Annotated in this window: 27 protein-coding genes and 1 pseudogene; 15 read left to right on the plus strand and 13 right to left on the minus strand. The window is 48.9% G+C overall.

The genetic code is table 11. The features are described 5' to 3' along the window. Positions 1-5: 5 nt before the first annotated feature. The 3 genes and pseudogenes from ACPAOP_RS16385 to ACPAOP_RS16395 form a co-directional block, all read right to left on the minus strand. Positions 6-203: a zinc ribbon domain-containing protein gene (locus ACPAOP_RS16385; protein WP_423708730.1), complete on the minus strand. Its 198-nt coding sequence runs from the start codon at positions 201-203 to the stop codon at positions 6-8. Between the two features lie 187 nt (positions 204-390). Then, the gene (locus ACPAOP_RS16390; RefSeq protein ID WP_423708731.1) at positions 391-2,547 is read right to left on the minus strand and encodes a tyrosine-type recombinase/integrase; all 2,157 of its coding nucleotides are present in this window, start codon (positions 2,545-2,547) and stop codon (positions 391-393) included. 93 nt (positions 2,548-2,640) lie between these two features. Next, positions 2,641-2,787, minus strand: a pseudogene (locus ACPAOP_RS16395) (type I restriction enzyme endonuclease domain-containing protein); the annotation flags it as partial. A 203-nt stretch (positions 2,788-2,990) separates the two neighbouring features. On the opposite strand from ACPAOP_RS16395, the gene ACPAOP_RS16400 reads away from it, so the two are divergent. From ACPAOP_RS16400 to ACPAOP_RS16435, 8 genes are all read left to right on the plus strand, one after another. Then, positions 2,991-5,348, plus strand: a complete 2,358-nt coding sequence (locus ACPAOP_RS16400) for a type I restriction-modification system subunit M (RefSeq protein WP_423708732.1) — start codon at positions 2,991-2,993, stop codon at positions 5,346-5,348. Next, entirely contained in the window at positions 5,345-6,364 is a 1,020-nt protein-coding gene (locus tag ACPAOP_RS16405) for a PDDEXK nuclease domain-containing protein (RefSeq protein WP_423708733.1), read from the plus strand. The genes ACPAOP_RS16400 and ACPAOP_RS16405 overlap by 4 nt, the downstream gene beginning before the upstream one ends. Then, entirely contained in the window at positions 6,361-7,629 is a 1,269-nt protein-coding gene (locus tag ACPAOP_RS16410) for a restriction endonuclease subunit S (protein ID WP_423708734.1), read from the plus strand. The genes ACPAOP_RS16405 and ACPAOP_RS16410 overlap by 4 nt, the downstream gene beginning before the upstream one ends. 41 nt (positions 7,630-7,670) lie before the next feature. Beyond that, complete coding sequence (locus tag ACPAOP_RS16415; protein WP_423708735.1) at positions 7,671-7,823, plus strand: hypothetical protein; 153 nt, start codon at positions 7,671-7,673, stop codon at positions 7,821-7,823. Further along, positions 7,820-8,158 (plus strand): DUF1016 N-terminal domain-containing protein, encoded by a 339-nt coding sequence (locus tag ACPAOP_RS16420; protein ID WP_423708736.1) that lies wholly within the window; start codon positions 7,820-7,822, stop codon positions 8,156-8,158. The genes ACPAOP_RS16415 and ACPAOP_RS16420 overlap by 4 nt, the downstream gene beginning before the upstream one ends. A 94-nt stretch (positions 8,159-8,252) precedes the next feature. Beyond that, positions 8,253-9,281 carry a PDDEXK nuclease domain-containing protein gene (locus ACPAOP_RS16425; protein ID WP_423708737.1) on the plus strand — a complete coding sequence of 343 codons (1,029 nt, stop codon included), beginning with the start codon at positions 8,253-8,255 and terminating at the stop codon, positions 9,279-9,281. A gap of 65 nt (positions 9,282-9,346) precedes the next feature. Next, entirely contained in the window at positions 9,347-12,595 is a 3,249-nt protein-coding gene (locus ACPAOP_RS16430) for a type I restriction endonuclease subunit R (RefSeq protein ID WP_423708738.1), read from the plus strand. Positions 12,596-12,727: 132 nt separating this feature from the next. Continuing rightward, positions 12,728-12,859: a hypothetical protein gene (locus ACPAOP_RS16435; protein ID WP_255423076.1), complete on the plus strand. Its 132-nt coding sequence runs from the start codon at positions 12,728-12,730 to the stop codon at positions 12,857-12,859. On the opposite strand, the gene ACPAOP_RS16440 is transcribed toward ACPAOP_RS16435, so the two are convergent. Next, the gene (locus tag ACPAOP_RS16440) at positions 12,856-13,122 is read right to left on the minus strand and encodes a hypothetical protein (protein WP_423708739.1); all 267 of its coding nucleotides are present in this window, start codon (positions 13,120-13,122) and stop codon (positions 12,856-12,858) included. The two genes, ACPAOP_RS16435 and ACPAOP_RS16440, sit on opposite strands and share 4 nt — an antisense overlap. An 83-nt stretch (positions 13,123-13,205) precedes the next feature. Here ACPAOP_RS16440 and ACPAOP_RS16445 point away from each other — a divergent pair, with 83 nt between their 5' ends. The 4 genes from ACPAOP_RS16445 (at position 13,206) to ACPAOP_RS16460 (ending at position 16,092) form a co-directional block, all read left to right on the plus strand. Then, positions 13,206-13,883 (plus strand): hypothetical protein, encoded by a 678-nt coding sequence (locus ACPAOP_RS16445; RefSeq protein WP_423708740.1) that lies wholly within the window; start codon positions 13,206-13,208, stop codon positions 13,881-13,883. A gap of 57 nt (positions 13,884-13,940) precedes the next feature. After that, a complete protein-coding gene (locus ACPAOP_RS16450) occupies positions 13,941-14,423 on the plus strand; it encodes a hypothetical protein (protein ID WP_423680267.1) in 483 nt (160 codons plus the stop codon). Between the two features lie 400 nt (positions 14,424-14,823). After that, on the plus strand, positions 14,824-15,138 hold the full coding sequence (locus tag ACPAOP_RS16455) for a hypothetical protein (RefSeq protein ID WP_423708741.1): 315 nt from the start codon (positions 14,824-14,826) through the stop codon (positions 15,136-15,138). Between the two features lie 324 nt (positions 15,139-15,462). Then, positions 15,463-16,092, plus strand: a complete 630-nt coding sequence (locus tag ACPAOP_RS16460; protein ID WP_423708742.1) for a glycine zipper 2TM domain-containing protein — start codon at positions 15,463-15,465, stop codon at positions 16,090-16,092. Positions 16,093-16,320: 228 nt separating this feature from the next. On the opposite strand, the gene ACPAOP_RS16465 is transcribed toward ACPAOP_RS16460, so the two are convergent. Beyond that, complete coding sequence (locus tag ACPAOP_RS16465) at positions 16,321-16,806, minus strand: hypothetical protein (protein ID WP_423710033.1); 486 nt, start codon at positions 16,804-16,806, stop codon at positions 16,321-16,323. Positions 16,807-17,170: 364 nt separating this feature from the next. On the opposite strand from ACPAOP_RS16465, the gene ACPAOP_RS16470 reads away from it, so the two are divergent. Then, complete coding sequence (locus tag ACPAOP_RS16470; RefSeq protein ID WP_423708743.1) at positions 17,171-17,605, plus strand: Hsp20/alpha crystallin family protein; 435 nt, start codon at positions 17,171-17,173, stop codon at positions 17,603-17,605. A gap of 146 nt (positions 17,606-17,751) precedes the next feature. Here the strand turns inward: ACPAOP_RS16470 and ACPAOP_RS16475 are convergent, their stop codons facing one another. The 5 genes from ACPAOP_RS16475 to ACPAOP_RS16495 form a co-directional block, all read right to left on the minus strand. Continuing rightward, positions 17,752-18,177, minus strand: a complete 426-nt coding sequence (locus tag ACPAOP_RS16475; protein ID WP_423708744.1) for a DUF6691 family protein — start codon at positions 18,175-18,177, stop codon at positions 17,752-17,754. A gap of 13 nt (positions 18,178-18,190) precedes the next feature. Continuing rightward, positions 18,191-18,619 carry a YeeE/YedE family protein gene (locus ACPAOP_RS16480; RefSeq protein ID WP_423708745.1) on the minus strand — a complete coding sequence of 143 codons (429 nt, stop codon included), beginning with the start codon at positions 18,617-18,619 and terminating at the stop codon, positions 18,191-18,193. 118 nt (positions 18,620-18,737) lie between these two features. Next, positions 18,738-19,112 carry a glutathione S-transferase N-terminal domain-containing protein gene (locus tag ACPAOP_RS16485; protein ID WP_423708746.1) on the minus strand — a complete coding sequence of 125 codons (375 nt, stop codon included), beginning with the start codon at positions 19,110-19,112 and terminating at the stop codon, positions 18,738-18,740. A 255-nt stretch (positions 19,113-19,367) separates the two neighbouring features. Continuing rightward, positions 19,368-19,721: a hypothetical protein gene (locus ACPAOP_RS16490; RefSeq protein ID WP_423680106.1), complete on the minus strand. Its 354-nt coding sequence runs from the start codon at positions 19,719-19,721 to the stop codon at positions 19,368-19,370. A gap of 399 nt (positions 19,722-20,120) precedes the next feature. After that, positions 20,121-21,581: an aminoacyl-histidine dipeptidase gene (locus tag ACPAOP_RS16495; RefSeq protein ID WP_423708747.1), complete on the minus strand. Its 1,461-nt coding sequence runs from the start codon at positions 21,579-21,581 to the stop codon at positions 20,121-20,123. Positions 21,582-21,705: 124 nt separating this feature from the next. Here ACPAOP_RS16495 and ACPAOP_RS16500 point away from each other — a divergent pair, with 124 nt between their 5' ends. Next, on the plus strand, positions 21,706-21,894 hold the full coding sequence (locus ACPAOP_RS16500) for a hypothetical protein (protein WP_423708748.1): 189 nt from the start codon (positions 21,706-21,708) through the stop codon (positions 21,892-21,894). Between the two features lie 167 nt (positions 21,895-22,061). Here ACPAOP_RS16500 and ACPAOP_RS16505 read toward each other — a convergent pair whose 3' ends face one another. Together ACPAOP_RS16505 and ACPAOP_RS16510 are read right to left on the minus strand one after the other, a co-directional pair. After that, complete coding sequence (locus ACPAOP_RS16505) at positions 22,062-22,637, minus strand: hypothetical protein (protein ID WP_423708749.1); 576 nt, start codon at positions 22,635-22,637, stop codon at positions 22,062-22,064. 13 nt (positions 22,638-22,650) lie between these two features. Further along, on the minus strand, positions 22,651-23,715 hold the full coding sequence (locus tag ACPAOP_RS16510; protein ID WP_423708750.1) for a DUF4157 domain-containing protein: 1,065 nt from the start codon (positions 23,713-23,715) through the stop codon (positions 22,651-22,653). 233 nt (positions 23,716-23,948) lie between these two features. On the opposite strand from ACPAOP_RS16510, the gene ACPAOP_RS16515 reads away from it, so the two are divergent. Next, a complete protein-coding gene (locus tag ACPAOP_RS16515; RefSeq protein WP_423708751.1) occupies positions 23,949-25,448 on the plus strand; it encodes a DUF4157 domain-containing protein in 1,500 nt (499 codons plus the stop codon). Positions 25,449-25,549: 101 nt separating this feature from the next. Here ACPAOP_RS16515 and ACPAOP_RS16520 read toward each other — a convergent pair whose 3' ends face one another. After that, on the minus strand, positions 25,550-26,485 hold the full coding sequence (locus ACPAOP_RS16520; RefSeq protein WP_423708752.1) for a phytanoyl-CoA dioxygenase family protein: 936 nt from the start codon (positions 26,483-26,485) through the stop codon (positions 25,550-25,552). Between the last annotated feature and the right edge of the window lie 188 nt (positions 26,486-26,673).

A 26,673-nucleotide genomic window follows, 5' to 3' on the forward strand; every position in this document is an offset into this window, starting at 1 on the left:
GACTCCTACGGCGCTACGCAGTAATTTGCGCAGTCGCTTCGGTGGGTTCCTGCTTCATCGAGCTGCCCGACTGCAGCGGCGTGATTTTCGTAACCGCAATCGATGCACAAGAATTTCGCTTGTGTTTGCCGATTGTCTTTCGATACATGAACGCAGCACGGGCAAGTGCGACTGGTATTGTGTGCCGGCACGGCCAGAAGCATGCCGCCGTTCCACGTCACCTCGTAGTCGAGTTGCCTCCTGAACTCTCTCCAGCCTTGGTCGAGAATGGCACAATTCAGGCCGGACTTCTGTTTCACGCATATTGAGGAACGCACGGCACTGGTACTGCGCCCGTGAAATCCCTGCTCAAACGGCTTTCAGCGTTGCAGCAGGGGAGAGTTGATCAGATCACTTATTTTTGACCGTTTCAGAAAACTGGTTGAATGCCTTGAATTTGTTATCCCGCTCCGTCGTCACGTAAATCGTCGTAGTGTCGATCGATGCATGGCCGAATTGATCCTGAATAATCTGAACAGGTACCCCATTGGCAATTGCATGAGAACCACAGGTGTGACGTAACCAGTGTGTACTGGCCCGGTGCATGTGCCTTGCGTCTTCCTTCGATTCTTTCGCCATACAGTACGCAGCCTCAACAAAGAACGCTTTGAGGATATCGAAAATCCTGCGCGATGAAAGTGTGCGTTCCGGCTTTCTCAATTCGGTCGATTTCTCTCCATTTTCACCCGTTTCGTACAAAGTGAAGCCGGGCACCACATCGATTAAAGGGGTTTCCGGTGGCACGTCTTGATACGAAGTCATTCCACGATGAGCAAGATAGGTGTTCAATTCTTGAATAACGTTGTGACTCAAAGCGACATCACGCGGTTTAGATCCTTTGCCGATGACGTGGAGTTGATAGCCCATCTCTGACGAACCAGACAGAGGAAAACTCTGGATGTCCCCGGCCCGGGCGGACGCCATTTCTGATAGTCGCATGCCCGTTTCATACGCTAATGTCAACATGAAACGTAGCCTGAAATATCGGCTATTTTTTTCGTATGTCTCAAGGTGCTGGATTAAGAAATCCCATTGTTGCTGTGTGAATGACCTGGTTGCATCCGACTTAAACACGCCAAACTTGCTGGCCTTTACCGTCTCAAAGGGATTGCTGTCAAGGTAGCGTTGACGCACCAGTGTTTCGCACAGCATTTTGACGATCGTGATTGCCTGTTTCTGCGATGCGACGGAGAGCACGCCTGTCTTTTCGACGGAGAGATCCGGAGGCTGGCCATCGAATTGTTTCAGAATTTTAGAGGGCAGGGCTTTCTTCGCGCGCACCGGATTCTCAAACGGACGCCACAGCGGGCTCCAGCGGACGGTATGTCGCTTTCCAAGCCAGTCCTGTTGTGGAATACAGTATTTGCTTGACCATGCTTCGGGTGTGAGTCGGCCCAGGTCGTTTAAGAAGCTTTTATACGCGATGCAATCGTCAGCCATCAGGGAGGAGAGGGCTTTACCGCGTTCTAAGACAGACCACAGCAGAAAACGTTCGGCTTCTTTTCTGTAATTGCGGTAGGTGTTGGCATTGTCTTCAACGAGTTTGAGCCAGGACTGAATCGCATCATAGTCATTATTGACGCCACTGCGATTGCGTTCCGCACGGTTTTCTCCCACGCTGCCGTCCAGATAAGGATGGGGCTGGAAATACTCTAAAGGCACGATACCAAACTCTTTGGGACGACTGGCTTCCATCGCTGCGACATCGAGGTCACGGTGCTTGACCATGGCGAATGTACTGACCGATTGTCCTAGATCTTTTTCATACAGCTGCAGCCATTTCACCAAGCGAGCCGCGGTCACTTCACCGACCTGATTCAAGTTCCGGTACCAGAGGCGTCCCTTCAGGTTAATCGTATTCAAGAGGTCCCCCACGGTATCAATCTGCGCGGCGATCAGCCGCTGCGCCACTGCCGGAATAATCCAGGCACCGACCGGATCATTGAGGTGCGGGGCAATCGCTACTTTGGCTTCCAGCCAGTTCAATGCTTCATTCTGCTTTTTTAAGAGGCTCGCTTTTCTTTTTTGGCGTGGATCCGGCTGGACATCACCATATTCTTCTTCGAATAGCTCGATCAAATCCGCTTCGGAATACATCTCGTATGGATCGCGTTCTTCACGATACGCCTCCAGAGAGGGAACTTCGACAGTCGAGACTGGCTTTAATTGCTCTGGTTCAATATTAATAATGCGGGCATACGCGAATTTACCGTGCCGCTTCGCGATAACAGACAGATCCTTTCGAATCCATTGCAATGTGGTGACAATTTCTTTACTCGATATCCTGGTCGTGGTGGCATTTTCTAAATAACGCTTGGCCATCTCATATTGATCGAGGCCTTCAAGGTAAGCACGGAAAAAGGCGAAATGATGCCGGCCAGCGCGCTGCAGTATCCGGTCAATGGGCGAATGGTTCTGGGACTCAGACCGGCCCGGGGCAAGTCGCTGTATGTTATCCGGATCGGTGGGCACGGCATCGTTTTCCTGATGATGGAGGTTTTGACTCATGGCGGCATTATTTCTTTGATTATTGTCGCAACGCGATTCTCACTGCAATAAATGCCCGCCTCTTTTATGTCCTTGTGAATGCGCGGACTAATGTTAACTCCATTCAGCACTTAGACTTTCCGCCTGTTGCAAGACAGTTTGAATGGCGTCTTCTTGTTGATCCGGCGAATATTTGTATTTCCGCAAAATACGCTTCATCATCAGCCGCAATTTTGCCCGGACACTTTTACGCTGCGACCAAAAGGCACGAGCCAAAGACGTAAATCATTTATCGCCAGTGAGTAAAGGGAGAGGGCACTTATTATTGGCTATGGGTTTTGTGTGGTGCATGGGTTATTATCACATTTATTACAAAAGAGCATAGTGACCCATCGTTGCCATCACTGACATCAATAAAAAATGATGTGTATCCAGCATTTTCCCGTAGCAATCTTAGCCGAATAATGACTCAAACTTCAAACAACCTTGCCTCAGATTCATGGGCCATCGCCGACCTTCTTCGTGGAGATTTCAAACAAAGTCAATATGGCCGCATCATCTTGCCGTTTTGCTTATTGCGCCGCTTAGAGTGCGTGTTGGAAGCGACGAAAGACGCGGTACTGGCCGAATACGAAAAAGTGCAGGCGATGAATTTGCCAGAAGAAGCGCAAGAAAAATTGCTCTTGCGCGCCACCAAAGTGGGCGAGCATCAACTGAGTTTTTATAACACCTCCAAGATGGATCTCTCGAAACTAGGTGAGAGCGGTATCAAGGCCAACTTAGAAAGCTATATTCAAAGCTTCTCCAAAGATGCGCGTGAAATATTTGAATACTTCAACTTCGCCGAATTTATCGGCCAATTGAACGACGCCAATTTGCTCTACAAAGTTGTGCAAAAGATTCGCACTGTGGATTTAACGCCCAAAGCCGTCTCTAATCACGACATGGGCTTGGTGTTTGAAGAATTGATCCGCCGCTTCGCTGAAGGCTCGAACGAAACTGCCGGTGAGCACTTTACTCCGCGAGACATCGTGCGCTTGACGACGTCGCTGGTGTTTATGGAAGACGACGAAGCGCTGACCAAGTCCGGCATTATCCGCACTATTTACGACCCGACAGCGGGTACAGGCGGCTTTTTGTCAGCGGGCATGGAATATGTGCATGAGCTCAACCCTAATGCCGTGATGCGCGCTTACGGTCAGGAATTGAACCCCGAAAGCTACGCGATCTGTAAAGCCGATATGCTGATCAAAGGCCAAGAAGTTGGCAATATTAAGCTCGGCAATACGCTCTCCAACGATCAGCTTCACGCTACCAAGTTTGACTACATGCTCTCTAATCCGCCTTTCGGTGTCGATTGGAAAAAAATTGAAGACGATATCGTTAGGGAACATACAGAGAAAGGCTTCGACGGACGCTTCGGGGCTGGTTTGCCAAGGGTGTCCGATGGCTCTTTATTGTTCCTGCTGCACCTCATCAGCAAATTGCGCGATGCCAAAGATGGTGGTGGTCGCATCGGCATTATTCTCAATGGCTCGCCTTTGTTCACAGGCGGCGCAGGTTCGGGTGAATCAGAAATTCGTCGCTACATTTTAGAAGCCGATTTACTCGAAGCCATCGTCGCCTTGCCGACCGATATGTTCTACAACACCGGCATCGCAACCTATGTCTGGGTGCTGTCGAATAAAAAAGCGCAAGAACGCAAAGGTCAGGTGCAGTTGATTAATGGCAGCAACCTCTGCGGCAAAATGCGTAAATCTTTGGGTAGTAAGCGCAATGAAATGAGTAGCGACGACATCGCCACCATCACCAAATGCTTCGGCAATTTTGAAGTAGTGGATGCGCGAGAGCTTGATAAACCCGCAGAAGCCAAGAGTAATCGCGGTCGCCAATCGGCTAACCCGAAAACAGAGGCCGCAAAAACCTTCGCCGCCAAGATTTTTAAAACGCATGAATTTGGCTATCGCCGCATCACCATAGAACGCCCACTGCGCCAGTCTTACCAATTCTCAGACGAACGCATCGCCACACTGCGTTTTGAATCAGGTGGCTTAAACAGCGTCATGCAATGGGCTTATGCGGAGTTTGCGAATCTACCCAACGCGATCTGGAGCGATGCGCCTGATTGCGCGCACTATGGCGACCTCAGCAGCCACGAAGAAGCAATCCGTCGTTACATCAAAACCCATTTCGCCGACCTCAAAGAAAAGCAAATCAAAGACCTGCTAGACCGCAGCACGTGGACTAACGCCAAAGCCATCATGCTCAAAGCCAAAGCCTTGCAAGCACAGATAGCTACAGCACAGAGCGATGATATGAACGGCTACGAAGATGTGGTCAGCAAAGCAGCAAAAGCTGCGAATATCAGCCTCGACGCCAAAGACAAAAAGGCGATTGAATCCGCAGTGAGTTGGAAAAACCCAGAAGCGCAAGCCGTCATCAAGAAGGTTCACAAAACCAAAGCCGATCCTGTTTACGGCCTGTTTGAAGGCGTGGGAGAACATGCGGGCAAAACCATCGAATACAAAGCCGATGGTGATTTACGCGATTTTGAAAACGTCGCACTTGACCCTAGCCGCAGCGTCAATGAAGTCAACGAAGCCTACTTCAAGAAAGAAGTACAACCGCACGTGCCCGATGCATGGATAGACGCCAGCAAGAAGGACGATAAAGACCAGCAGGTCGGCATCGTTGGTTATGAAATTCCGTTCAACCGCCATTTCTACCAATATCAGCCACCGCGCGATTTAGCGGAAATTGATGCCGATCTCGATGCGGTCAGTGCAGAAATCATGAAGCTGCTGCAAGAGGTGCATTCATGAGTAAAAACACCGCTGTGAAGACTGAGCAACCCGACTTCACCGAAGTCGTCCACCTGATCACCGCCGCCCGTCAGCACGCCTATCAAGCCGTCAATACCACATTGATTGACTTGTACTGGCAGGTCGGTGCTTACATCAGCAATAAGATCAAGGCTGCAGAATGGGGCGATGGCGTGGTGGATGCCTTGGCTAAACATTTAGCGGTGACGCAGCCAAATTTACAAGGCTTTACTCGCCGCAACTTGTTTCGTATGCGCCAATTTTACGAAACTTATCAAGATGATCAAATAGTGTCACCACTGGTGAGACAATTGCCGTGGACACATAACTTAATCATTCTCAGCCAATGCAAGCACGCTGAAGAGCGTGAGTTTTATTTGCGTATGGCCATTAAAGAAAGGTGGAGTAAGCGCGAACTGGAGCGGCAATTTAACACCGCCTTGTTTGCCCGAATGGTTTTGAATCCGGTAAAAGTGTCACCGGCGGTGACACAATTACACCCAGACGCCCTGAGTGTTTTCAAAGACAGCTACATCGTCGATTTTCTGAATTTGCCAGAACAACACAGCGAAGCGGACCTACACAAAGGCTTACTCACCAAGCTCAAACATTTTTTATTAGAACTAGGCCGCGACTTTTGCTTTGTCGGCAGTGAATTCCCTGTGCAAGTCGGCAAACAAGACTTCGCGCTTGATCTGCTGTTTTTTCACCGAGGCTTAAATGCGCTGGTCGCGATTGAACTCAAGGTCGATAAATTCCAACCAGAACACCTAGGCAAACTCAACTTTTACCTAGAAGCCCTGGACCGCGACCATAAAAAGCCGCACGAAAACCCTGCCATTGGCGTCTTGCTGTGCGCCAGTAAAGACGATGAAGTGGTCGAATATGCCTTGAGCCGCAGCCTGTCTCCCGCCATGATCGCCGAATACCAAACCCAGCTACCCGATAAGAAACTACTGCAAGCCAAGTTGCATGAGTTTTATATGTTGAATCTGGCGCAGGAGGGCGAGGTATGAGTCGGTATAAGGCTTATCCTGAGTATAAGGATTCTGGAGTTGAGTGGTTGGGGGATATTCCAAGTGACTGGGATTCTGTACGATTAAAATTTGCAGCAGAATTGTGCGGCAGTAAAGTCGATGCAGGAGCGAATGAGCGATATGTTGGTCTCGAAAATATAGAGTCAGGAAACGGCATGTATTTAGAGAAGGAAGCTGTAACGCCTGAAGGCCAGTCAACTTCATTTTCAAGCGGAGATGTTCTTTTTGGGAAATTACGGCCGTACTTGGCAAAATCTTGGATGGCAGATTTTTCTGGTATCTGCTCTTCCGAATTTTTGGTCTTGAAAAGTAAAAAGGTATGTCCCCGGTTTTTGAATTATTACACGCTTACCGATGAATTTATTAGTCAGGTAGATTCTTCAACATATGGTTCAAAGATGCCCAGGGCAAGCTGGGATTTTATCGGTTTACTTGAAGTACCGATTCCGGTTAATGAGTCACAAAAAATCGCCAACTTCCTCGACCACGAAACCGCCAAGATCGATACCCTGATCGCGAAGCAGCAGGAGTTGATCAAGCTGCTGAAAGAAAAACGGCAGGCGGTGATTAGTCATGCCGTCACCAAAGGCCTCAACCCCAACGCCCCCATGCGCGACTCCGGCATAGAGTGGTTGGGTGAAGTGCCTGCGCATTGGGTAGTCTGTTCTCTAAAGTACAAACTAAAGAGTCTTGACTTCAGGCGAGTTCCACTAAGTGCTGAAGAACGTGGAAGTTTGCAAGGCGAATATAGATACTATGGGGCGTCTGGCGTAATCGACCATATCGATGATTTTATTTTTGACGAACCCACAATATTGGTTGGTGAAGACGGTGCTAATTTAGTTAATCGTAGTACTCCTTTGGCTTTTCCCGTACGTGGTCGATATTGGGTGAACAATCATGCACACATCTTGAAGCCTGACGACGGTCTAGTCGAGTACTGGGCAGAGACAATCGAACACATTGACATTAATCCTATCGTAAGCGGTTCTGCACAGCCCAAGTTAACAGCGGAAAATTTGAATAACTTAAAAATCGCGTTTCCTCCTTCAATCGAGGAAAGAATAGCAATCACAGATTATTTAGAAATTCAAAAGAAAAAATTTAATGAATTGATCGAAAGGTCGGCTCAAGGAATTGATCTTCTCCATGAACGCCGCACAGCCCTAATCTCCGCCGCCGTCACAGGAAAAATCGACGTGCGCGATTGGCAGCCGCCCAGCGATGCTGCGATCGCTGCCTGATTCTGTTTAATTGATTGAAGCATCCTTCAGAGATTTGATTCATGAGGAAAGCCAACGAACTCACCTTTCAAAACGACATGATTCGCCAGCTACAAGCCCATGGCTGGCTGCTCGGCAAAGCAGAACACGACAACCGCGAGCTGGTTTTGCCTCCGGTGTCGTCAGAAAACGATACAGGGGCGTTAGCACTATGAATCAGATCGCCCCGCAGAACCCCTTGTTACAAGCCATTCGTGCGCTAGTTCAACAAGCGCGCCAACAAGTTGCTCGCAGTGTGAATAGCGCCATGGTGCAAACCTATTGGCATATTGGCCGCTTAATTGTGGAAGATGAACAGCAGGGCGAGGCGCGGGCGCAATACGGTGCGCAACAGCTTGAGCAATTAAGCAGCCGTCTAACCGAGGAGTTTGGCAAAGGCTTTGATGTGCGCAATCTCCGTAATATGCGTGCCTTTTTCCAAGCTTTTCCAATTCGGAACGCACTGCGTACCGAATTGAGTTGGACGCATTATCGTTGCTTGATTCGGTAAGAAACCATCACGCAGGGATGGAGTGCCAGGGCCTCGGCTGATCGACAGCTTGCCGTCGGTGCAAACTTTGTCGCCTGATTTTAAGGAGAAGACCATGAATTTACCAGCCACGATGGATGCGGCATTCATCACCGAAGTGAAACAACTCATTCATGCCGCGAAACAGCGTGCGGTGGTGGCGGTGAATGCGGAGTTGACCTTACTGTATTGGCAGGTGGGACGGCGTATCGCCGATGAAGTGTTGCAAGGCGAACGAGCGGAGTATGGTCAGCAAATTGTCTTGGAATTGTCGAAGCAGTTGACGCACACGTTTGGTAAAGGCTGGAGTAAGCAGCAGTTACATCATTGCATGCGTTTTGCGGAAAGTTTTAGTGAGCCGCAAATTGTCTCGACACTGTCGAGACAATTGCGCTGGAGCCATTTTTTAGAATTGATTTATGTGAAAGAGCCATTGGCGCGCGATTTCTACGCCGAGCTTTGTGCTGCCGAGGGGTGGAGTGTACGAGTATTACGTCAACAGGTAGGAAGCTTGTTGTTTGAACGTACCGCCTTGTCCAAGCAGCCCGACGAGTTGATTGTGCAGTCTTTGCAAAAGTTGCGCAACGGTGACGGCATTGAGCCAGCATTTGTTTTGAAAGATCCTTATGTATTGGATTTCTTGGAGCTAAACGATCAGTACATAGAAAAAGATCTGGAAGATGCGATTTTGCGTGAATTGGAGCAGTTTATTTTGGAGTTGGGGGCTGGGTTTACTTTTGTGGCACGACAAAAACGATTGCAAATTGATAATGATGATTTCTACCTTGATCTCTTGTTCTATAACCGAAAATTAAAACGTTTGATTGCCATCGATTTAAAAAACGATCACTTTCGACACGCTCATAAAAGTCAAATGGAATTGTATTTGCGCTGGCTAGAAAAATATGAGCTGGAGCCTGGTGAGCTAGCGCCTATCGGTATTATTTTGTGTACAGGCAAAAAACATGAACAAATTGAATTACTAGAACTCGATAAGAGCGGCATCCACGTTGCTGAATATTTGACTGTATTGCCACCCAAAGAAGAATTTGAAAATAAACTGCGTACGGCAATTGCGCAGGCGAGAGCACGCAGGCTTGAATAACAATGTTTGGAAAAAGCTCCTTACCCAGTATTTTTGGATGACTCATTACTTAATAACGCCAACTCATGAACAAAGCCAACGAACTGACCTTTCAAAACGACATGATCCGCCAGCTGCAAGCGCATGGTTGGCTGCTCGGTAAAGCAGAACACTACAACCGCGAATTGGCATTGTATCCGGAAGACGTGATTGGCTTTGTCAAAGACACGCAAGACGAGCAATGGCAAAAGTTTTGTGCCTTGTATCCGGTGCAGCCTGAGCAAAAGTTTTTGGAGCGCTTGGCGCAGCAGTTGAACAAAGCAGACCCGAATGCGGCGAATAAAGAGATGCGCACCTTTGGTACTTTGGGTGTCTTGCGTCATGAATTGAAAGACCGTGGCACACGTTTTTCTTTGTGCCAGTTTGCGCCTGAACATGATCTGAATCCCGATACGTTGGCGCGCTACAAAAAGAATCGTTTGCGCGTGGTGCCGGAACTGACATATAGCCCGTGGGCAACGGCGGAGCATTTGGCGGAGACCGGTGTTAAAGCCAAAGAATGGCGTATTGATTTGGTCTTGTTCGTCAATGGCATTCCCGTTGCCACGCTGGAACTCAAATCGGAATTTAAACAAGCGGTACACAATGCGATGCGTCAGTATCGCACCACACGTTTGCCGGTGGACCCGGTGACCAAAAAGCCTGAGCCTTTACTGACCTTCAAGCGTGGCGCGTTGGTACATTTTGCGGTGAGTCAGTACGAAGTGTATATGACCACGCGACTGGAAGGTGAAAGCACCTTCTTCCTACCGTTTAACAAAGGCACGCATGATGGCGGCGCGGGGAATGATGCGCCTTTGGACGTGAACCAATACGCGACCGACTATTTGTGGAATGAAGTCTTAGTGCCAGACAATCTGCTCAAGATTTTGGGCCGCTTTGTGCATTTGCAGATTGAAGACAAAGAAGACTGGGAAGGGCGCAAGTACAAAAAAGAAAGCCTGATCTTCCCGCGTTACCATCAATGGGATGTGGTGAGCAAATTGTTGGCTGCCGCAAAGAGCGAAGGGCCGGGGCAAAAGTATTTGATACAACACAGCGCGGGTTCGGGTAAATCAAATTCGATTGCGTGGTCAGCGCATCAGCTTTCGTCTTTGTACGATGCCAGTGGTAATAAGCTATTTCATTCTGTGATTGTGGTGACGGACCGCACTGTGCTCGATGCGCAGTTGCAAGACACGATTGCGCAGTTTGAACAAACCGACGGCGTGGTTGGGCGTATCAATAACCAAGAAGGCGATGGTTCTAAATCAGAAAAACTCGCCAAGGCTTTAGAAAGTTCGCAGCCGATCATTATCGTCACCATACAAACCTTCCCGTTCGTGCTGCGTGCGATTGAAAACAGCGTCAGCCTGAAAGAGCGTAACTACGCCATCATTGCCGACGAAGCGCATTCTTCACAAACAGGTTCGACCGCTCGCCAGCTTAAAGAAGTGTTGATGGTGGATGGTACCGCCAGCGATGAAGAAGAACTCACGACGGACGATATTCTCGATGCCGCCCTTGCCTCACGCCGCGCTTCAAAAAATCTCACTTACCTTGCCTTCACCGCGACACCAAAAACCAAAACGCTAGAACTGTTTGGCCGCCTACCTAAGCCCGACGAGCCAGCATCGAAAACCAATAAGCCAGAAGCCTTCCACGTCTACAGCATGCGCCAAGCGATAGAAGAGGGCTTCATTTTGGATGTGTTGAAGAACTACACCAATTACAAAGTTGCCTATAACCTGGCGATGAAAATGAAAGATGCCGACCAAGAGGTGGAAAGCAAAAAAGCCAAGGTCAAGCTCAATCAATGGGTGCGTCTGCATGATCACAATATCAGCCAAAAGGTGATGGTGATCGTCGAGCATTTCAAAACGCATGTGATGGGTTTGCTCGGTGGGCAAGCCAAGGCCATGGTGGTGACGAGCTCACGCAAAGAAGCGGTGCGCTATAAGCAGGCTTTCGATAAATATATAACCCAGCAAGGCTACCAAAAGATCCACGCCATGGTGGCGTTCTCGGGCGAGGTCGAATTTAGCGACAAAGATCCGAATTCAGATTTCTTGGTGGGCGAGAAATTCACCGAAACCAATATGAACCCCAACCTCAAAGGCCGCGACATGCGCAAAGCCTTTGATACCGACGATTACCAAGTAATGATCGTCGCCAATAAGTTTCAAACCGGTTTTGACCAACCCAAACTGTGCGCCATGTATGTGGACAAAAAGCTCGGCGGTGTGGAGTGTGTACAAACGCTGTCACGCTTAAACCGTACTTATCCCGGCAAGGCAGAAACGGGTACTTTTGTGCTCGACTTCTTCAACGAGCCGCAAGAGATTCTGGCAGCATTTCAACCGTACTTCCAAACGGCAGAACTGGCCGATGTATCGAATCCGAATTTGATCTTTGACCTTTACGATAAGCTACGCGCCGCCGATATCTTTACGTGGACGGAAGTAGAGCAGTTCTGCGAAGCCTTCTTCGTGAAAAGCAAAAGCAACGCTGCCATTGCCAACATCTGCAAACCCGCAGTAGAACGCTGGCAGAAACGCTATAAGCATGCGGTAGACGCCTACAAACAAGCCAAAGAGATGTTTGAACGCACCAAGAAATTTAATGACGCCGTGTTACTCGCCAATGCAGAAAACAGCTTCAAAGACTGCAAAAAGGCAAAAGATGCATTAGAGATTTTCAAAAAAGACTTGGGCACTTTTGTGCGCTTCTACGAATTCATGTCGCAAATCGTCGATTACAGCGACAAAGACCTGGAAAAGCTCAGCCTCTATGCGCGCAACCTGCGCCCGATGCTGCGCGAGACGGTAGCCGATGAAGACGACATCGATTTGTCCAGCATCGTCCTCAGCCACTACCGCGTCTCGAAAATCCGACAGCAACATTTAACGCTGCAAGAGAATAGTGAAGAATACAAGCTGGAGCCGGGTGAAGGCTTGGGAACGGCGAAAGCAAAAGACAAGCAAACCGAATTCCTATCGCAAATCGTGCATCGCTTAAACGAGCTGTTTATCACCGACCAACTCACTGAAAAAGATATGGTGAATTACGCCTATACGATCAGCGACAAGGTGCGCGAGAACGACATCGTGATGCAACAAATCGCCAACAACAGCGCAGAACAAGCCATGTTAGGTGACTTCCCCCGCGCGGTAGACGACGCCATCCTTGGCAGCGGCGACGCGCATCAGAATCAGATGATGCAGTTATTGTCTGATCCAGGTAAGGCTAAGTTATTTTCTAAGGTTATTTTTGATATCTTAACGGGATCACGATAACGTTTTGGACTTCCCCTAATTTTGTAGGCAACACTTAACTTCCAAATTGGCGTTGCTCGAATGCTAGTGGACTCATTTGATTTAGATAGCTATAGTTTACTCAACGTACTTAGCGATAGGGGAGCCAACAAAATGAAAGAATTTTTAGATGGTTTTATTTCAGCTGCGAAGGAGACGCCGCGAGGTTTTTTCGCGCCTTTAATTGCTATTTGGAGACTTTTCTGCGGTGTCACCGATTCGGTTTTGAAAAAAAACGATCACTAAATTTCATCATTACGTTGAAGCCCATTTTTAAATTGAATCGCAATTTTGGAAAGTCGGTACGCAGGATAACTGATGCATCGCAAGTCAAGTTGGAAATCAATCAGCTCAAATACAGGCTCTTGGGGAGCCGTATAGACCGTCTGCGGAGCAAGCTCGCCTGCACTTAACAAATTCCATTTCTCATGTGTTGGCTCAGCCCCCGTTGCAGGGGAAAGCGCAGTTAGCACGACTGTTGACTTTAATAAGTTCGAATTATTTTCCACAAGACCATGCATTTGCAGTGACCCAACTTAGAGCCTCTGCGCTCGGGCGGGCAAGTGATGCTCTGATAAACAGTTTCGTGGACATGACAATATTCGAATTTTTTAAAGAATCGAGCCCCTTATATTGGAAACCTCAAGCTAGTTCAGCGCTAAATGCAATAATTGAGATGTATCGTCCTCAAGGTGAGACACGAGTCGCAAAACAGATCAATCGAGTCTTTCAAGACGCAACAGACGCCGAACTTTCGGCTGTCGCAGCTCTGGTGACAGCGATCACTTCCTACTGGGGCTTGCTCCTTCAGCCTGCCCGCGACAAGCTCGCGCAATATATCCGGAACACTCCAAATCAGTTAGTTCTTCCTGGTTTAGCGACGTTAGCGCTGACTGCTGAACTCGCGCCAATCGTGCAAGAGAAAATCGCGACACTTAACCTCGAAGAGCTTGCTATAGCAATTAACACATTTGGTCTCAAGTCCCCAGCAAAAGAGAGGGTGTTGCAACTTATTTTTAAGGTGCGTAGCTTCAATTCCGCCAATGATGTATTAAACCGTACATTTTTACCATTGTTTGACGAGTTCACAAAAGACGATTTCGTGCGATTGATTCGATCCCCTACAAGCAACGGCGCAGACTTGATTGGAGCCACCGTGTACACCAACGTGCTTAAGCGTCTGCAGGGGACTTCAATATTTGAGCGAGTTGAACTAAATCAGCTGTTGGACGAGAACAATGCGCTTTTTCTACTCCCTGATTTGCAATAGTAGAGAGCGCGGGTATTGTTGGCGATCGATTTATAGAAACACCAAAGGAAAAATACTTTGAACCACTTGGAACAGCTGGTCGCCGAATGGCATGAGTATCGCGGGTATTTTGTTCGTCGGAATGTGCATGTTGGGAAGAGAATCGGCGGCGGATACGAGTGTGAACTGGACGTTGTTGCATTCCACCCAGGGTTGAAGCATTTGGTTCATATTGGACCATCAATGGACGCCAACTCTTGGAACAAAAGGGAAGAACGTTACTCAAAAAAATTTGGTGCAGGGCGCAAATTCATCCCAAAGTTATTTGACGGACTTGATGTTCCAATTGATATAGACCAGATCGCCTTGTTCGGATTGGGAAGCCGAGCTAACTATCCAAAAATTGGTGGTGGGCGCGTGATGCTGATGTCAGATCTTTTGTTGGATATAACCGCTGATTTGCGAACTAAGCGCATTGAGAAGGAGGCCGTTTCTGAACAATTCCCACTTTTGCGAACTATTCAGTTTATGTGCCAGCACGAGAAGATACTCGCACGCTGATCGAATCCGAAAGAAAAGTCGAAAAATGAAAAAACTCCGCACCTCCGCCAAAGCTAACTCTATCCTACAGAGTGCAATAAATGACCTGTCTATAGAGTATGTGGGGTCATATACAGTACCGCGCACGTGGGGCGTATATCAATTGAAACCGCAGCAGAACACCCTAACAAAGAGAATATTTCGTATTGGGAATCATCCCGTTCGAAAAAATGAACTCGAACGAGACTTTGGAGCCGTTGACGTAATCGCTTTATTTACATCAAGGTATTTGGCTAATGAACTCGCGGTAGCATTAAACGAAAAATCTCCATAGGATAAAACGTCTAAACATTCGTGCTGCCCATCAAACGGCGATGAACTATCTAAAAACAATTAATCGAATAACGTCACGGGACAACAAATGAAAGTTTTTTCATTGATATGTGCATGCTGCGGAGCCGCTGTCGAAGTGGAAGAGTCTGCAAATCTTTATAAGTGCAGCTACTGTGGGGCACAGCAGGTAGTCGAACATAGCGGGGATGTTATCTCATTGAAAAAAATCGAGACGCTACTGGACGATGTTAAGGTTGGAGCAAACCGGGCGGCCTCGGGGCTCGCATTGCAGCGGCTACTCAACGATATTGCGATAATTGAAAAGAGCCGTGACCAGGAGTTGGCGCAATTAAAAGCTGCGGATGACCAAAATAATGTAAGCGTAAAGCCAACGCCGTCTTGAGCCGGATGTTGATTTGCTAGATGATGGCATCACACCGCTGGGAAGCGGCGTGTTGTTTAGGCTGAGGGGAGCTGTGCGGCACAGAGCGCACTTGGAAGCTGGCGGCCAATCAGTTTGCCATCATGTTTGGCGAACGCTTCACCAACGCGATTAACTAAAACCCGGCCCCGCACACACAGAATTTCTTACACGTCCCTCTTGATGTGACTGACCTGCTGTTGTTACATGTGCTTACGATTGATACAGCAGCTGGGTCAACTTCATACACACATACTTCGTTGAGATATCCATACTGCTGTTTTAATTTTTTAATGGATCCGAGCTATGTCAGATAATCAAACAAATAAACGTATTCATCCACTCGTTGCCGGTGCTGCAGTATCTGTGATGCTGGTCAGTCTGATTGGTGTTGCTGCGATGACCGGCGTACTGCCGAACTCTAACAGCAAGACCGTACCGGACAACGCAAATAGTGTTGCGGCAAAAGATGCCGGCACGAATAATCAGGCCGCATTGTCGTCAGAATATCAGCCGCAAAGTGCAGTTAAACCAGCGTCCCGTTCTGCTGGCTACGATAATGCAGGTGCTATAACAACAGCAGAGCGTAAGCCTGCCGTTTGCGATAATTGCGGCGTCGTCGAATCGGTACGGACAATTGAGCAGCAGGCATCTCAGGGTAGCGGTGTTGGTGCGGTTGCCGGCGCTCTGCTGGGTGGTGTACTGGGTAATCAGGTCGGCGGTGGCGATGGTCGCAAACTGGCAACGGTGGCGGGGGCGGTTGGCGGTGGTTTTGCCGGTAACGCGATTGAAAAACGTACCCGTACCACGACCGTGTATGAGGTACGCGTCAGAATGGAAAACGGACATGTCCGTACCTTTCATCCATCGGCACAGCCAGGATGGCAATCTGGCGATCGCGTCAGAATCATCAACGGCAGTCTGCAATCGGCATAAATTCAGAAACTATTTGAGTGCGGTTTCCATCTCTCAGTATCCATGCGCTTGCTGGCACCAAAATGGCCTGGCAAGCGCATCAGACATCAGGGAAAGAATCAGGGAAGCATGAGAATCTGGCTGCAGAGCTGTTCAGTGCAGGCAAGTCGCAAAATTGACATTAAGCATCAGCGGCACAGTGTCTCAGAAAAAGCTTGCAGCAGAATGTATGGCTGTTTCTGGTTCAGCTTAATCAGGCCGGCGAAATTCATTTTCTATCCACTGTAAGGCATTTTTTCTGTCCAGCCTGAAGTTCGCTGCCACTTTCACTTTCGCCAGTTCTGCGCCGTCGCTATTCCACGCACTCAGATATGCATACGGATCATCTTCATCCGGCACAATATCGAGCATGACTTTATAGTCCGCTTCATCTGTGCTGACTAGCAGATGTTTGTGCAGCAACGCGTGTAATTGTTGTTCATGGCGGCGGATCACTTCGGATGCTGTTTTTACCAGTGTCCCAAATGCATTGGCATCCAGCGGCTTAGGATTTTTTTTGTCTCGCCCCATCGTCCAGGGGCCAACCAGTGCCGGTTCAGGTTCACCATCTTTGAACATCGCGACGGCCCACCCTTCATCGTCATCGTTTTTAATGACTTTTGCCGTCCAGCCTTTATCGCGCCAAAGACGTGGTTCAAAAACGGGTTGGCCTTGTTCTGGAATGGTACCGGTAATGTCACCGAAGTGACCTCCGGCATCTGATTCAGTGTGTGACAAAAGAAATTCTCTACAAAAAGCTATACAGCCAATATCCTACACGGATACCGCCGGTGTCGCAGGCGTGATGTGCATATTGATCTGATTTGATCTGAAAATTCTTGCTACGGTTGATTCCAGTTTTTATATACAGATCTGACCGGAATTGACTGATCCCGGCGTTTGAGACAGATCAAAACAAAAATGGTCCGGGCTTGTCATTTGCACAGTTTATTCCTATCTTATTAACGTAGTCAGGGCGGATGTTGTCTGAAAATGTCGCAGACACATTTTTTCAAGTAACTTGCAAATACGATGGTAATGACGCAAAAAGGAGAGAAATATGGGTGCACTAACACCGCGTGGCAGTGGCTTCTTTGATGATTTTTTCCGTGATTTAAGTCCTGCTTTTTATGTCCGGCCACTGCACGGCGATCCGCTTCCCAGCCCGTCGCAAATTAAGATCGACGTCAAGGAAAATGATGATGCCTACACTGTACAAGCCGAGGTGCCGGGTGTTCCTAAGGACGATATACACGTTTCTCTGGATGGCAATGTCGTGACCTTGCGCGCTGAAATTAAGCAAGAAGACAGCAGCCGGAAAGACGACAAAGTGCTGCGCAGTGAACGTTATTTCGGCGAAGTGTCACGTAGTTTTCAATTGCCGGTTGAAATCGAGGCTTCGTCGGCAAGTGCAAAATATGATAACGGTGTCCTGAGTCTGACGTTACCGAAAAAGCGCGCCTCTGGCGGTGTGCAGAAGCTCAAGATCGAATAATCCCTGCTTGTGTGGAGACCTGTAGGATCAGGGTGCGATTGCCTGTTGCCTGATCTCTGTTTGTCAGCTCACTATGTCAGCTTAAAAAAAGGCCTGCACAATTTGCAGGCCTTTTTGTATGAAATTTCTCAGCAAACCGTTTGCTTTCAGGACGTCTTTCTATTTTTATCGAAGCCGTCAACCAGCAACATACCGCCAATCATTGCCAGTAAAAATGCCGCACCTTTGGCGACGCCAGCGCCCAGCAAGACCACAGCAGGGCCAGGACAGATACCAGCCAAGCCCCAGCCTATGCCAAACAACAGGCTGCCACCGATCAGGCGCAGATCAATCACAGAGATAGTCGGGAACTGCATAGGTTCCCCCAGCAATGAAAACGTGCGCCTGCGTAACAGCGTGAACGGGATGATAGCGACACCGATGGCGCCTCCCATGACGAAGGCCAGCGACGGGTTCCATACGCCTGCCAGATCAAGAAATGCCAGTACTTTTGCCGGATTGGACATTCCCGCAAGGATCAGCCCCAGACCGAATATCAGTCCACAGATTGCGGCAGTGAGCAGTTTTTTCATGTTTTCATTTTCCCTAGAACAGATGACGCACCACATACACTGTCAGAAAGCCGCTGCTCATAAAAGCAAGCGTCGCAATCACGGAGCGCGGGGACATGCGTGCCAGACCGCAGACGCCATGGCCACTGGTACAACCGGAGCCGAGGCGGGTACCGATGCCCACCAACAGTCCGGCGATCAGTAAAGTAATCCAGTCTGTATCGAGCGTGATTTCCGGCAGCGCAGAAAACTGACTATAAATCAGTGGTGCGGCGATCATGCCCAGCGTGAATAACGCACGCCAGGCCCAGTCTCCACGCTCAGGATGAAATAAGCCCGCAACAATGCCTGTGATACCTGCGATGCGGCCCAACCCGGCCATCAGCATGACTGCTGCCAGACCGATCAGTACGCCTCCTGCCAATGAGGTGATAGGAGTAAATTCATTCCAGGCAATATGCATTATCATTCTTTCAATAACCGAGTTTAAAACCGCATCCCTTTATTTTATTCGCCAGCTTGCAGCAAAATGGCTGAAAAGCCTTATAGGGATTCAGACTTCAAGTACCTTACTTCTTACATCAGGCAAACTGTTGCCGCAGATAGCGGATGATATCCGCCGATTCGTATAACCAGCGGACGTTGCCCTTGTCATCAGTGATTCGCAGACACGGTACCTTAGTGCTGCCACCCTGTGTCAGTAAGGTCTGGCGGTGTTGCGCTGAATTTTGTGCGTCGCGAAATTCCACAGTCAGCGACAGTCGGCGCATTTCCTGACGAACCTTGATACAAAACGGGCAGGTCGTGAATTGATACAAGGCCAGTTTCTGGCAGGCTGCATCGACTTTCGCCTGGTCTTGAGGAACGCGGACGATGCCTTGCGGTCTGCTCAGACGTTCTTTGAGCAACATGAAAGGGCCGAGTATGGCCCGCAATAATCTGAAAAAAAGCTTCATGGATTCTTTCTGTGACGGTTTGCTGGCATGCAGCAAGAAGAGCGTCATTGTAAGTCAGAACGGCAGGTATCTGCTGAGGCGTACTGGCTGAAAAGAGTGAGTTGGATGCTGACTCTTGCGGGGGGGGGCAGGGCGGAATGTGGTCGATACAACAAATTTAAGGCAGTGAATTATCCGGCACAGACAAATGCGCTGACACACCGCCGGTTGTTGCCGCGATCTCTTACTGCATCGTTTTAATCGACTGTGGGCAGATTAAATGTACTGATCGATACGGTTGCCCAGCGTTTCCGTCGGATGTACGGCAGGCGTCGCATTCTGGGTATCCTGGATACTGGCGGTGGCGCTGTTGTTTGTCGCCTCATTGAGCGCTTGGGACTGCTCCAATTTCAGTCGGGCTATTTTTTGTTCAACTTCAGCAATTTGCAACCTGAGTTGCAGCATTTGTCGTTGCGATGCTTCGGTCGACGCTGTTTTTTCTGCATCAGTCAACTCTTTTTGTAATGTGGCAAGTTGTCTTTGCAGTGCAGCGATTTGCGCATGGCTGGCTGCGCTGATGGCTGAGGTGCTGCCGACCGCGGTGGCGGCATCGACTGGATAGACAGGCATATATCCCTCCGGCGAAATTGAACTGTATTTCGAACAGTACGCGTTGCTGGTTCATTGCAGAGTCGGTTCGCAAACCATCGACTGTCCGCTTAATGACATTAACGGCACAAAAAGCGTCAACCTCAGGGTAGGGAGCAAAATAATCAAAAAAACAATACCGCAGGCGAACAGCTTGGCTTATTTGCGGGATCGTCGAAGGTTAATTTGTGGGATAGATGCGGGAGATATATGGAATAGCAATGGGAGGATACTCCGTCTTCTATATTTAATGCGGCTTCTGGCCTGAAAACCGGCTGCAAGCCACAATCAATAAGGAGGTGAAAAAACGAAGCGATGCCAGTTAACGCAGACGCATGCCGGGCGGATGGCATGCGTCTGTTGCGGCAGATTTGCGGCAGATTATTTTGCCGGGATGCGTTCCAGTACCGCCAGTAACAACGTCCAGTATTGACCGACGGTCTCGATATTCACCATTTCGTCGGGACCGTGTGGATAACGGATGGTCGGGCCGATGGAAACCATATCCAGTTCAGGATAATGCTTTTTGAACAGACCACATTCCAATCCCGCATGAATCACCATGATCACCGGTTCTTTGTGATAAATGCTTTGGTAGGTGTCTTTGACAATCGCCATCACCGCTGAGCTGGTATCAGGCTTCCAGCCCGGGTAGCAACCGGAAAACGCGATTTGTGCGCCGGCCAGATCACTCAGCGATCGCAAAGTGCTTTCGATATTTTCACGACCGCTATCGATCAGCGAACGGATCAGGCACAGGATGCTCACTTTGTCTTGTGAGGTACTGATGACGCCGACATTCAGCGAGCTTTCGGTGACGCCGGTGATTTCATCGCTCATACGGATCACGCCGTTCGGGCAACTATTGATCAGATTGATCAGTGTTGCCTGCGTTGCAGTTTGCATGACTTGTGCTGGCAAGGCAGTACTTTGCAGGCTCAGTGTTAATGCGGGTTCTACGACGGCCAGTTCAGCTCGCAAAAGTGCCAGATATTGCGCAACACGTTGTTCCAGCAATGCGATCTGATCTGCTCTGATCGTAAAGCTGCATTGCGCTTCGCGTGGAATCGCATTGCGCAGCGAGCCGCCTTTGATGTCAGATAAAGAGATTCCGAGTTCCTTTGCATGTCCGGCAAGGAAGCGGGCGATCAGTTTATTGGCATTGCCGCGTCCCAGATGAATATTCACACCCGAGTGGCCACCTTTCAGACCCGCAATACTGAGCGTGAATGCTTGCTGCTCTGCTGGCGCTGGCTGCCATTGCAAAGCAAGGCTGATTTCTGCATCGACACCACCAGCGCAACCCATGTAGATTTCGCCTTCCTGTTCCGAATCGGTATTGATCAGGATCTCGGCATCCAGCATGCCCGCCTGTAAGCCAAAGGCACCGGTCATGCCAGCTTCCTCATCGACTGTCAGCAGCACTTCCAGCGGGCCGTGGCGAATATCATCTGAACCCAGAATCGCCAACGCGGATGACATACCGATACCGTTGTCGGCACCCAATGTTGTTCCGCTTGCCTTGACCCATTCGCCATCGATCCAGGGCTGTATAGGATCAGTCGCAAAGTCATGCACTTTATCGGCATTCTTCTGCGGCACCATATCCAGATGCGCCTGTATCACGACGGTTTTACGGTCTTCCATACCAGCAGTGGCTGGCTTGCGGATGATGAGGTTGCCGACATGATCGACCACCACCGGCAAGCCGCGCTGCTTTGCCCATTGCTGGATAAATTCGCTGAGTGCAGCTTCGTGTTTAGATGGGTGCGGAATCGCACAGATTTGTTCAAACCATTGCCATAAAGGCTGAGGGAAAAGTTGGTGAATTGCAGTTGTCATGATTGTCCTGTGAAGCCATGTGCGCTGGTACGCGCGGCTGAGGGCAAAAGTTTAACATAGGCACCATTCTCATCTGATGTTGGCTTTATGCTCTGTAGCGCTGCGCTAGTTGATGCAGGATGACATGATGCTGAAGTGGATGGTCGATGAGAACGGCAAAATAAAGACGTTTCAGTCAGTCCTCAGCAGTGGTTGGGAAATGCCTGATCTGACCTTGATGAATTTGATTATTGGTTACCAGATATTGCCTGAGGAGCGGCAGGAGTATGGTGAAATTCATACTGCTTACCGGCGTGAGTTTAATCATGGCTAAATCTGTTTCTCTGTACCGGAAGCGGCATCCGGTAAATCCCCGTATAAATGACGAATCTCCGGTGACAGAGATAACAATGAAAAAATCCGGGCATTGTCGTCTGCATTTATACGTCTGAAACAGGAAAACTACCGGATGACAAAGTGCAGTCGAATAACAATATCAAATCAAGGGAGTGCTGCTTGACCAACAATAACTCCGGCATGCATTACATTGTGGGTCATTGCTGGGTAAACTGGTGCGCCAGGCAGTGCCGCTAGTGTGTATCCTGCAGTTGCATGGGTGACGGGATCTAATCCGTATCCTGCGTTAACCAGTTCCTCGTTCACGCTACCATCCTGATCCATGACTACCGTATTCAATGCTCCGGGCGCATTGGGATCATCTAAGACCCCGAGGGCATCGGTATAAGCTGCCTGCACCGTGAAATTACAGCCTCTAACATGAGCCGCTCCAGTAAATTGATTTCCTGCCGGTAGTCCTCCTGTGTGAACTCTGTAATGCACACGTCTCCCCATAGCGTTTGCATTACCAATCGTTTGTTCTGTACCGAGATTCATGACCATCCACTTTACGTGACTTTCAACTCCTGCGTGAATTGCATTCATAGAAGGAGTAATCGGGAACAGATTGTACTCTGCACCTTCACCTCCTAGTCGTGCATTCAGAAGGTGACCTTTAGTAAATCCTCCATAGCGTAAGTAAATTCCACCAATACCTGTGTCTGGAGTGGATCCTTGCATCGGGGCTTGTGGATCAATCCACGCCTCCATTTGATCGCCAACCCGTTGTTGGCGGTAATGCCCCCCCACCGACGTGATAACTTATATTCTGAGCTATAAAGTTTTTTTCTGATAATAATTGGACGGTGGTGGATGGACTAAAATAACCAGCTCTGCGTTGTTTTAGTTGGGTATTGTTTTGACTTTCATGGTTACCGGCCATTTGACTCGGGCCAATCTTTAATGCCTTCGCCCCCATCACATCCGCTTCTGTTTCCAGCCCCGCATCATCATTGACCGGTATGCCCTCTTTCATTTGCATCGTCGGCCTCACACGTCCCTGTGCTTGCTGAACGACATGCCAGGCTTCATGTGGTAAGTGTTGTTCCTGCCCCGGTGCGACGTGAATATCACTGCCTTGTGCATAAGCGAGTGCATTCAGTTGGGCGGGCTGGGATGAGTTGTAATGCACCTTCACATGATCCATGCTCATACCGGAAAGAGATTCGATTCCGGATTTGAGTTGATCCGGCAGGCCGGTATTGTTAGGCCTGGCAGTGACCTGCTCCTGCCTTTGTATGGTGTCGAATTTTCCTTGCAGCAGTTCGTCTTCTTCAACCCGTTGCACAGGCAGGAATTTCGCTTGTAACAGTTCTTCGTCTTCGACTCTTTGTGCAGTCATCAGCTTATTTTGCAGAGGCTCATCTTCTTCCACCCGCTGTGCGGTGTTGAATTTGCCTTGCAGCGGTTCATCCTCTTCCACGCGTTGCGCCGTTGTGAACTTTGCTTGTAAGGGTTCTTCATCTTCGACTCTTTGCAGTGTTGCTCCGCTCGCTGTTGAGCCCATTTTTTTGAGTTGCACCGCGCGTTCGCTTGCTGCGGCCATGCGCTGCAAGGCTCGCAATTGAGCAGATTGCAGGCTATCGGCGGCTATGTCTTGCAGGCGACGTTGGATAGCCGTTTGTGGCCTTGAGTCAGCAAACTTATTGTGTGTTTCACGACCAGGTGCTGCTGAGTTCAGTCTGAGTTGACGAGGTTTGCTCCTTACTTCGGATTGTGAGTCGGCCCCCGTTTGCTGCAATGGCGCTGCGGAATTCATGATTGACCTCGCTTCGTGGAGATGCTGTGAGGAAAATGATGATATTAGCTAAAAAGTAGCTTAAATGTAAATATTTTGGAAATTTTAGCGAAATAAGCATACATTGGTAATGCATAATTTGTCGTGTTGATGATGAAGTTCCGCAGTGCTATCCGGCCAGGTGAATCAGTCGTGATGCAAGAATTTCAGAAGACGTTGCGCAATCAGATCATGTTCAAACGAAAGGATTTACGATGCACTTACGTTCATCAATAGCAGCAGAGCAAACATTCCCCGGGAAACAGACAAAAACGACGCAACTCAGGCATGAGAGTGCGGCTCAGATGACGGACGTAAGACCACAGCAGCGAACGCTGCAGCGCTTGCAAGAAAAGGCAGATTCCAGTCATTCAGCTTTGCAACTCAAAGTGATGCAGGAAAAATTGACAAACCAAACAAAGGCTATGTCAGGGACAGCGACCCTTCAAGGCAGATTTGACGCATTGCAACGGGTTGAAGAAGACGAACTGCTGCAAGGAAAATTCGACACCATACAAAGGCAGGAGCAGGTCACTGCCAGGCCTAACAATACCGGCCTGCCGGATCAACTCAAATCCGGAATCGAATCTCTCTCCGGTATGAGCATGGATCATGTGAAGGTGCATTACAACTCATCCCAGCCCGCCCAACTGAATGCACTCGCTTATGCTCAAGGTAGTGATATTCACGTTGCACCGGGGCAGGAACAACACTTGCCACATGAAGCCTGGCATGTCGTCCAGCAAGCACAGGGACGTGTGAGGCCGACGATACAAATGAAAGAGGGCATACCGGTCAATGATGATGCGGGGCTGGAAACAGAAGCGGATGTGATGGGGGCGAAGGCATTACAGGCTAAGGCGGTACAGTTAAAAGAAATTGATGCGGTCGGAGATTACAACAAACTTGGATTACATGTTACGGGAGATACCTTTTCCGTCGTTGATCAGGTAAGCAAATTAGACGCAAAGCTGCACGGTGGGAATGAAGAGCCAGAAGTGGTCGAGAGCAAAGCGCAGGCATTAACTGCGATTGCACAGGTGGCAGGGAACACCATGAAAGAAGTAAGAGATGTCGTAGCAAAAAATGGTGGTTATACCGTGGTAGCTAAAGATATGAACAAGCCTGACATAAAGACGATAGATCCATTCACCCATGGGCATGTTCAGGAGTACGGTGACAATAACTATGTTTGCCTCATGTATCAACACTCTGCGGGCTTAGACGGCTACGTCAATGGCGTTGAAGAAGGGGTTGTTAATAGTCCTGGTCAATATGGGCGAACTTTTGTTGAGGCGATGTCGTATCGCAAAGGCGAAAAGGCAGAGTTGGGAACAGAAAAAGCGAACAAAATGAAGAGCTATAAAAGTCAGCATGACCAGTCACAGCCAGATAAAAGCCTACTGACGGTGGTAGAGGAGGGCGGAGAGCACAAGTCGGATGCGATTACCAAGTTGGCCGGCGAAGGTGCGAGATTTTTATGGGTAAGGAACAATATAGGGACAATTAAAGACTCAACGAAATTTGAAATTGATGAGAATGAAACGCACAGATTTTCTATCACCTTCAGAAATTTATGGTGTACATGGAAAGATTGGTTTAAAGGCGCCTACAATATTTCCGAAGAGTCGCAAAAAGCAACTTTGCTCGGCAAGGTCAGAACGAATACGTTGTCCCTGAAAGGAATCTCCAGAATTGATAGCGTAGCAAAGTAATTGCGCAAGAGAGCCCGATAAAGTCTTTTTAATTTTAGGCCGGGCATGTGCCGTAAGCCCCATCCAAAGAACAAACGCAAAAAAACACAAGTTGCCCAACCTCACATCCAGACACTGTGTTCCACATGATTTGTCGGAATATAAGTCAGGTACTGCACCATGCGCGGTGTCAGTCCGTGATTCGGGGTTGCGCAATGGGGCAGGGCCTGATGCCAGATGAGGAAGTCGCCCGCCTTTCCAGGTACCGCGCGCGGCTTCAGGGTTTCTGCTGCAATTTGCCGGATATTGTCTGCTGGGCTGAATTGTCCCAGCCAGTCTCTGATCTGGTGGTGAAAACCAGGTACGCAATGAAAGGCACCATCGGTTTCGCCGCAATCTGTTAAATACAGTAATCCCTGATAGCGTTCCGGTATAGGCTGCGCGATACTGACATCCCAGTGCAGGGCGCTGCCGCGAAAAGAAAAATGCTCTGTTTCCGGCGGATTGAAACTGACGTGATCTATCGTTTTGTAGAGTGAGTCGTTACCGTAGAGCTGTGCATAGGCAGCACGTATACGTTTTGATGCGCGATTGTTGTTTAACTGCGGATGATTGTAGAAGGGTAGCATCAGACCATGTTGTATGCATTGCGGCAGATACCAGCTCGACGGATCTTGCAGCGTCGCACCTGTGTATTCCCAGATTGCATCACAACTGGCAGTACACGCCGCGCTGTCGATGATATTGGGTAAAATCAGGTAACCGTTTTCCTGCCAGAAGGTAAGTTGTTCGGCTGAAAGACGATAGTTATTGTCATCAGTATCCGTCTTGTCTTCGGTGAACACATACTGCTTGCTGGTATATGCGATCCAGTCGTGGAATTCTTCCAGAGTCGGACGTTCTTGCAGAAGAAATCTGAGTGCAACCGGATGTGCGATCTGATTGGCGTATAAGGCTTGGATCTGTTGTTCCCATTTGACGGATTCGCGCGCACTCGTTTTATAAGCCGGGTCGCAATGGCGCTCCCAGAGTGTTTTCAATACAGACCAGTCTTGCATGGATTTCCTTCGTCATGAATTTCTACGTGCTATTTATGAGAATTTTTGCTCAGAAGACCAGTGTAAATCGACATGATCAATGATGCAAAAAAGAGGCTTACACGTCAGCTACTTCATGCAATGCAGAGCGTTCCGAAGGTCCTGCTGTTGTTGGGCAACAGAAGTCGCCCATGCTGAAGACGCGGGAG

This window comes from Undibacterium sp. WLX3042 (genome assembly GCF_049544825.1).
GTDB lineage: Bacteria > Pseudomonadota > Gammaproteobacteria > Burkholderiales > Burkholderiaceae_D > Undibacterium.

What these genes read in the sequence shown, in the direction of transcription:
- ACPAOP_RS16480 (WP_423708745.1), bottom strand. Translation starts at nt 18,619, where the DNA reads ATGCATATTGCCTGGAATGAATTTACTCCTATCACCTCATTGGCAGGA.
- ACPAOP_RS16390 (WP_423708731.1), bottom strand. Translation starts at nt 2,547, where the DNA reads ATGAGTCAAAACCTCCATCATCAGGAAAACGATGCCGTGCCCACCGAT.
- ACPAOP_RS16430 (WP_423708738.1), top strand. Translation starts at nt 9,347, where the DNA reads ATGAACAAAGCCAACGAACTGACCTTTCAAAACGACATGATCCGCCAG.
- ACPAOP_RS16510 (WP_423708750.1), bottom strand. Translation starts at nt 23,715, where the DNA reads ATGAATTCCGCAGCGCCATTGCAGCAAACGGGGGCCGACTCACAATCC.
- ACPAOP_RS16500 (WP_423708748.1), top strand. Translation starts at nt 21,706, where the DNA reads ATGATGCTGAAGTGGATGGTCGATGAGAACGGCAAAATAAAGACGTTT.
- ACPAOP_RS16505 (WP_423708749.1), bottom strand. Translation starts at nt 22,637, where the DNA reads ATGCAAGGATCCACTCCAGACACAGGTATTGGTGGAATTTACTTACGC.
- ACPAOP_RS16490 (WP_423680106.1), bottom strand. Translation starts at nt 19,721, where the DNA reads ATGCCTGTCTATCCAGTCGATGCCGCCACCGCGGTCGGCAGCACCTCA.
- ACPAOP_RS16445 (WP_423708740.1), top strand. Translation starts at nt 13,206, where the DNA reads ATGACAATATTCGAATTTTTTAAAGAATCGAGCCCCTTATATTGGAAA.
- ACPAOP_RS16515 (WP_423708751.1), top strand. Translation starts at nt 23,949, where the DNA reads ATGCACTTACGTTCATCAATAGCAGCAGAGCAAACATTCCCCGGGAAA.
- ACPAOP_RS16485 (WP_423708746.1), bottom strand. Translation starts at nt 19,112, where the DNA reads ATGAAGCTTTTTTTCAGATTATTGCGGGCCATACTCGGCCCTTTCATG.
- ACPAOP_RS16425 (WP_423708737.1), top strand. Translation starts at nt 8,253, where the DNA reads ATGAATTTACCAGCCACGATGGATGCGGCATTCATCACCGAAGTGAAA.
- ACPAOP_RS16460 (WP_423708742.1), top strand. Translation starts at nt 15,463, where the DNA reads ATGTCAGATAATCAAACAAATAAACGTATTCATCCACTCGTTGCCGGT.
- ACPAOP_RS16455 (WP_423708741.1), top strand. Translation starts at nt 14,824, where the DNA reads ATGAAAGTTTTTTCATTGATATGTGCATGCTGCGGAGCCGCTGTCGAA.
- ACPAOP_RS16520 (WP_423708752.1), bottom strand. Translation starts at nt 26,485, where the DNA reads ATGCAAGACTGGTCTGTATTGAAAACACTCTGGGAGCGCCATTGCGAC.
- ACPAOP_RS16475 (WP_423708744.1), bottom strand. Translation starts at nt 18,177, where the DNA reads ATGAAAAAACTGCTCACTGCCGCAATCTGTGGACTGATATTCGGTCTG.
- ACPAOP_RS16420 (WP_423708736.1), top strand. Translation starts at nt 7,820, where the DNA reads ATGAATCAGATCGCCCCGCAGAACCCCTTGTTACAAGCCATTCGTGCG.
- ACPAOP_RS16415 (WP_423708735.1), top strand. Translation starts at nt 7,671, where the DNA reads ATGAGGAAAGCCAACGAACTCACCTTTCAAAACGACATGATTCGCCAG.
- ACPAOP_RS16400 (WP_423708732.1), top strand. Translation starts at nt 2,991, where the DNA reads ATGACTCAAACTTCAAACAACCTTGCCTCAGATTCATGGGCCATCGCC.
- ACPAOP_RS16470 (WP_423708743.1), top strand. Translation starts at nt 17,171, where the DNA reads ATGGGTGCACTAACACCGCGTGGCAGTGGCTTCTTTGATGATTTTTTC.
- ACPAOP_RS16495 (WP_423708747.1), bottom strand. Translation starts at nt 21,581, where the DNA reads ATGACAACTGCAATTCACCAACTTTTCCCTCAGCCTTTATGGCAATGG.
- ACPAOP_RS16385 (WP_423708730.1), bottom strand. Translation starts at nt 203, where the DNA reads ATGCTTCTGGCCGTGCCGGCACACAATACCAGTCGCACTTGCCCGTGC.
- ACPAOP_RS16435 (WP_255423076.1), top strand. Translation starts at nt 12,728, where the DNA reads ATGAAAGAATTTTTAGATGGTTTTATTTCAGCTGCGAAGGAGACGCCG.
- ACPAOP_RS16405 (WP_423708733.1), top strand. Translation starts at nt 5,345, where the DNA reads ATGAGTAAAAACACCGCTGTGAAGACTGAGCAACCCGACTTCACCGAA.
- ACPAOP_RS16410 (WP_423708734.1), top strand. Translation starts at nt 6,361, where the DNA reads ATGAGTCGGTATAAGGCTTATCCTGAGTATAAGGATTCTGGAGTTGAG.